Here is a 4,776-nt window from a genome sequence, read left to right as displayed (position 1 = left end):
CATGTTTGAGCAATTTATCAACCGCCAAAGCAGCGGAAAATCCTGCCGTGCCTAATAACATCGCGGTTTTGCTCGTCCAAGCGCTTGGTATAGGAACGATACTGTCGGTATTGACCGCAATCATTTGCGCCAAACCGCCGTTCACTTGCTCGCCCAGACCGGCACCCGCCACCAAGACCGCATCGCCCTTTTGCCACCTAGCATCCGCAGAAGCCTGCACTATGCCTGCCGCATCAATACCGGCAATCAGCGGATACTGCCGCATCACTTTTCCGCCGCCGGTAATCGCCAGCATATCTTTATAATTCAGAGCACTATATTGCACCGCAATTTGCACTTCTCCGCTAGGCGGCACAGCATCTTCCACCAGACAAGCATTTGCCTGCGGATATCCATAAATTCGTATGGCTCGCATGAATCCCGCTGAAAAAGGCATAGTGTAAGCAAGGAATTGTCTTTATGCCACAATCGGGCGATAATCCGCGCCTGCTAAGGTTTCAACACACAGGACAACACATAAAGCGTCGCTCTAAGTGTTGCCATGAACATGAATAGGAAGCGCTTACTGCTGCTCCCGATAAAATCCTACTGCCATCAATGGCGGGGGTCAACCGAAAAGGAATTTTTGATGAAAGTTAACATTATTCTGGCGGTGGAATCGTCCTGCGACGAAACAGGCGTGGCGATTTACGACTGCCGACGCGGCGCGCTCGCCAATCAAGTATTCAGCCAAATCGACATGCACCGTGCCTACGGCGGCGTAGTACCCGAACTGGCGGCACGCGACCATCTCAAACGCCTACCGCCTCTGCTGCAACAAGCCCTTGCCGAGGCAAAATTAAGCCTGCAAGACATCGATGCGATTGCCTACACCGCAGGTCCGGGGCTGCTCGGTGCATTAATGACCGGCGCAGGCTATGCCCGCAGCCTTGCCTATGCGCTTAATATCCCTGCCTACCCCATTCATCATATGGAAGGACATCTACTCTCGCCCTTATTGGCGGCCGAACAGCCCGAACTGCCCTTTCTCGCCCTACTGGTTTCAGGCGGACACACGCAAATCCTCGCTGTCGATGCCATCGGACAATACCGTCTGCTCGGGCAAACCCTAGATGACGCCGTAGGCGAAGCCTTCGACAAAACCGCAAAAATCATGGACTTCCCTACCCCGGCGGACCGGAACTTGCCGCCCTTGCCCGACAAGGCAACCCGAAACGCTACGACATGCCGCGCCCTATGACTAACCGCCCGGGGCTGGATTTCAGCTTTTCGGGGTTAAAAACCCATGTCCGCCTGCTTATCGAACAAGAACCCGCCGAGGCGCATGCCGACATTGCCGCCAGTTTTCAACACACCATTGTCGAGACCCTGCTCATCAAATGCCAACGTGCTTGGCAGGAAAGCGGCTACCGCGATTTAGTCATCGCAGGCGGCGTATCCGCCAATCAAGTCTTGCGCAGCGGACTGGAAAAAAAAGCGCAAGCCTTAAAACGCCGGGTCTTCTTTCCCGAACTCGCGCTATGCGGCGACAATGCCCTAATGATTGCCCATGCCGCCGCCCGCCGCCTCGACATCGGCAAAAGCGCGGATTTATCCCTAGACATCAAAGCGCGTTGGTCATTGGAAGCACTCTCCGCCTAAAATGCGTCGCTTGCCTAAAGCCGCTCGGCAAGCGACAATGCGCCTTTTTCCGAGGACAATATGGCGGACTTCTCTCGCATCGAACTGCTGGCCGATAGCAGCATTCTGGAACAACACGAATTTCCTTTATTTGAATATACGGGACTCTATCTGCAACTGCGCAGCCAAGCGCAAGCCATGGACTACTGCTGCATTGTGGTTGACCAACAAGAAGCGCAGGATGCCGATGATGAAAAACTGCTCAACCTTGTCGCCGCTTCGGGCTATGTGGACGATGACAGCGATATTACCTTCCGCATCAGCAAAGCCGAGCAATATTTCTATACCTATTTCAATTTCAAAGCGCATGATGCGCATCTAAGTGATTCAACGGACTAATGCCGGTTTTTTTATTCAAGAGAGGATAAAAAATTATCCCCGAACATCAACTGAAATCTTCGGGGATAAATCAGCATCTAAAACAAGGATAAGATTATTAGTGCTGCTGTCTATGCGGAAAACGCTCGCGCGGATTGCCAAAAATCATGGCAATCATCAATAAAGCGGCGAATGCCAAAAGAGACCACAGTGGAATGGATAAGCCTAAAAATTTATCGACGACGGCACAATCACCGGTGCCCTGCATTGATTGCAACAAACCATTCCAAAATCCATTCTTATCTAAAGTGCCCCAGAAATCGAAGCCGCAGGCAGGAATTTCGCCGGCAGGCAAACTTTGAATATGCAAATGTCTGGCACTTAAGCCCAAGCCGAAAAAAATGCCCGCATATTTGCCAATCATCAATATCGTGCGGCTTATCGGTTTTACAGGCCAAAAAACCGCTTCCAATATCATAAAGCTTCCTGCTATTGCGAATGCGAGCCGCTGCATCATGCACAGCGGACAAGGTGCCAGATAAAGCGTTTTTTCCAAATACAGCCAAGCAAAAAGAATTAAGCCCCAAGCACCTAGGCCGCTTATAAATAAAGCAATACGTTTATGTGTCTCTAACATGCTTTTTCCTATCTAATCTATAAGGCGCGCATTGTAGCAAATGCTCTTTGTACTTGGCTAAATTATCGTAAATGCCTTGTATTTTTCATAGCTGCCGCCATTGATGATACCTGTATGCAAAAAATTCGGATATCAAATGAGCGTAAACAATCAAGATCTTGTACTTAATGAAATGCGGGCAGCATTAGCCTTGCTGGAAACGGAAATGCGGACAATCGGCTGGTGGCAATCCCAAGCGCCGCCGGTAGAAGCACTGAACAGCAAAGAGCCTTTTTGCATAGATTATTTGCGTTTTAGCGAATGGCTGCAATGGGTGTATATCCCTAAAATGCAGGCCTTTATGAATCAAACAGGCCGTCTGCCTGCCCAAAGCAATTTACTAGCGATTGCAGAAGAAGCATGGAAAGGCAGCGACCACGACAGCACGGGCTTATTGCAAATAATTGAATTATTAGATGCCTTAGTCATGGGCGATGCCAAAGACAAATGGCAGGCCGTCATCGGGCAAAGATTATCTTAACCGGGAAAAACGCATTGTTTCAGCTGAATCATTTGCGAGTCCTCGGCATGATGCAACAACATCTGAGATACGCGTTCCTGCCATAATCGGGCAAAACGGCTTTGCTCTTGCGCATCCGCCAATCCGCTCATCACTTTCGGCATTAAAGCGCGCATCTCTTCCGACCAAGGCACAATCTCCGTATTCAGCGCGATGCTTACCGCATCGCCGTTATCTTGGCGGCGCATCAGCATTACTGCTTCAATATCGGCATTAAATTGCAATAAATTTCTGCGCTTAAACAAAGCTTGCGCGCCAATGCCGGCAAAGCCCGTATCGCTTGCCGCGCCCGTGAGCAATTGCACAATACTCGCCATGACGCCGGTAGTGCCGCTATCCGGCGATTGAGCAAAAAATACTTCTATTTCGCCGCGTTGGGCAAGCTCTTCGCCGTATAAAGCTTTAATGCCTGCCAAGGTCATTAAATAGGCGGCGGCAACCGTCGGACAAGAATGCCCCGCCAATTTTACGGCATCCGCATAGCGGTATTGCAGCAATCCCGAATCTGCCGCACCCAAAAACCATGCCAATTTATCTTGAATATGCAAGATAGGCGCTTGGGCGAAAAAAATCCGGAAAACCTTCGCTGTCAAAGATGAGGCTCATACTGTACTCCTAATAAGATATATTATTTGCCGATGCAAAATCCTGAAAAGATTTCGCCTAATAAATCATCGGCATGAACTTTGCCGGTAATTTCGCCCAAATCATCATGCACAAGCCGCAAATCTTGAGCCAATAATTCGGCAGCGCGATGTCCTTGGAATGCCTGCCATGCCTGTAGAAAATGCCGCTGTGCCTTATCCAAAGCGCGAATATGGCGCTCCCGCGCAATAAAAGGCGCCTCGCTTTCCGTTTTGCCTGCCAATTGGGCGATTTTCTTGCGCACCGCTTCCAAACCCTGCCCCGTTTTGGCGGATAGCCATAAGCCGTCTTGATATTGTGCTTGCAGCGAAGCATCCGCCAAATCCGCTTTGTTGTAGAGTTTTACAATCGGGCTATTGCCGGCGCGCTCGCGCAACTGCGTTTCCAAATCTAGGATTTCTGCCGCATCCATATCATCTGCGGCAATCAGCAAGGCAATCAGTTGGGCATGCTGAATCGCCTGATGGCTGCGGCGAATGCCCTCTTGTTCGACAATATCTTCGCTTTCGCGCAATCCCGCCGTATCCACCAGATTGATGGGAATGCCTTCAATGATAATGGATTCGCGCAAGATATCGCGCGTAGTGCCGGCAATATGCGTCACAATCGCGCGATCTTCGCCGGAAAGCGCATTTAAAAGGCTGGATTTGCCCGCATTCGGTTTGCCTGCCAAGACTAAATCGATGCCCTCATTAAGCAATTTGCCTTGCTCGGATTGCTGCAATAAGGCGGAGAGTTTCTCGCCCCAAGCTAAAAGACGCGCTTCGATATTGCCTTCGCTGATAAAATCGATTTCCTCTTCCGGAAAATCCAGCGCCGCTTCGATATAAACGCGCAGCTGCAAAATCTCATCAGCCAAGCTATTTACCTGACGAGAAAATTCCCCTTGCAAGGAACGGTTTGCCGCCTGCATTGCCGCCATAGAACGCGCGGCAAT

General features: G+C 50.3%; 8 protein-coding genes. 4 read left to right on the top strand and 4 right to left on the bottom strand.

Translation table 11 applies throughout. From position 1 onward, the window contains the following. Positions 1-436: alcohol dehydrogenase catalytic domain-containing protein (locus DT343_RS18165; protein WP_181669164.1), on the bottom strand; the 436-nt coding region annotated here is incomplete at its 3' end. 192 nt (positions 437-628) lie between these two features. Between DT343_RS18165 and DT343_RS18710 the strand changes: the two genes are divergently transcribed. From DT343_RS18710 to DT343_RS18155, 3 genes are read left to right on the top strand one after another with little or no spacing between them, the layout of a single operon-like run. Next, on the top strand, positions 629-1,240 hold the full coding sequence (locus DT343_RS18710; protein WP_220116656.1) for a tRNA (adenosine(37)-N6)-threonylcarbamoyltransferase complex transferase subunit TsaD: 612 nt from the start codon (positions 629-631) through the stop codon (positions 1,238-1,240). Further along, a complete protein-coding gene (locus DT343_RS18705) occupies positions 1,237-1,641 on the top strand; it encodes a Kae1-like domain-containing protein (protein WP_439897222.1) in 405 nt (134 codons plus the stop codon). The genes DT343_RS18710 and DT343_RS18705 overlap by 4 nt, the downstream gene beginning before the upstream one ends. A 60-nt stretch (positions 1,642-1,701) precedes the next feature. Continuing rightward, positions 1,702-2,019, top strand: a complete 318-nt coding sequence (locus DT343_RS18155) for a hypothetical protein (RefSeq protein WP_112862635.1) — start codon at positions 1,702-1,704, stop codon at positions 2,017-2,019. Between the two features lie 97 nt (positions 2,020-2,116). On the opposite strand, the gene DT343_RS18150 is transcribed toward DT343_RS18155, so the two are convergent. Beyond that, positions 2,117-2,635 carry a disulfide bond formation protein B gene (locus tag DT343_RS18150; protein WP_112862634.1) on the bottom strand — a complete coding sequence of 173 codons (519 nt, stop codon included), beginning with the start codon at positions 2,633-2,635 and terminating at the stop codon, positions 2,117-2,119. Between the two features lie 136 nt (positions 2,636-2,771). On the opposite strand from DT343_RS18150, the gene DT343_RS18145 reads away from it, so the two are divergent. After that, entirely contained in the window at positions 2,772-3,155 is a 384-nt protein-coding gene (locus DT343_RS18145; RefSeq protein ID WP_220116651.1) for a YqcC family protein, read from the top strand. Here DT343_RS18145 and DT343_RS18140 read toward each other — a convergent pair. Beyond that, entirely contained in the window at positions 3,152-3,742 is a 591-nt protein-coding gene (locus DT343_RS18140; RefSeq protein WP_220116648.1) for an FmdE family protein, read from the bottom strand. The genes DT343_RS18145 and DT343_RS18140 overlap by 4 nt on opposite strands. Positions 3,743-3,822: 80 nt before the next feature. Beyond that, positions 3,823-4,776, bottom strand: a 954-nt coding sequence (locus DT343_RS18135) for a tRNA modification GTPase (protein ID WP_146756728.1), incomplete at its 5' end; no start/stop codon positions are given.

Source organism: Brevundimonas vesicularis, from assembly GCF_900445985.1.
GTDB lineage: Bacteria > Pseudomonadota > Alphaproteobacteria > Caulobacterales > Caulobacteraceae > Brevundimonas > Brevundimonas vesicularis_D.
This window is presented reverse-complemented; position numbering and strand designations above follow the sequence as displayed.